This window comes from Lysinibacillus sp. GW247-5R2A (assembly GCF_059424475.1).
The window spans coordinates 1-711 of sequence record NZ_JBWKZL010000037.1 but is presented as its reverse complement, the minus strand read 5'-3'; the positions used below and the strand labels follow the sequence as shown (position 1 = coordinate 711).

General features: G+C 37.8%; 1 protein-coding gene. It reads right to left on the bottom strand.

Annotation, left to right across the window (positions count from 1 at the left end; genetic code table 11):
* On the bottom strand, positions 1-711 hold a 711-nt coding region (locus tag AC07YC_RS22795; RefSeq protein WP_494920520.1), incomplete at both ends, for a transposase.

Genomic DNA, 711 nt, shown 5'->3' with positions numbered 1-711 from the left:
AGATGTTTTTGATAGGGGCATGTATAGGTATCTGTTTCTTCATCATACTGCCAATTGTCTGAGTTAAATTGGCTTTGTTTGTGCTTTTTCTTTTGTTCTTTCCGATACATGTTATATGTAATAAGTGCTTCTCGCTTTCTGTTCGAAAGGATATCATGATAGTTTTGTTCACTACCATAACCTGCGTCTGCAACAATGTATGTTGGTAACTCAAAATAATGTTTCTCTATTTCATCTAGAAACGGAATTAACGTACGGGTATCCGTGGGATTTGAAAATAAACTATAGGTAAGTACGTATTGTCCTTCTGTTGCGATTTGTACATTATAGCCTGGTTTTAGTTGTCCGTTCTGCATGTAATCGTCTTTCATTCGCATAAATGTCGCATCTTTGTCCGTTTTTGAATAGCTGTTACGTGTATCAAGAATCTCAAAATCTTTTTCGTACCTCTGCTTACGCGTCATCCAGTCATGTACTTGTTTTAACAGTTGCCTAGGCGTTTTTCGTTCACTACGCAACTGTTTACGCAGAGCGACATCATCCGTGTTATCTATTTTTTGTGTGTAGTCCTCCACAACTTCCTCTAACTTCTCAGCGATTTGTGAGAGTTCTTCAATAGAAAGCTGCTCCTCATCCTCACGCTGTATTTCTGGTATGATTTGTTTTTCAAGTAACTCGCTGTACAATTGATTAGATTTTTCAACGAGACGG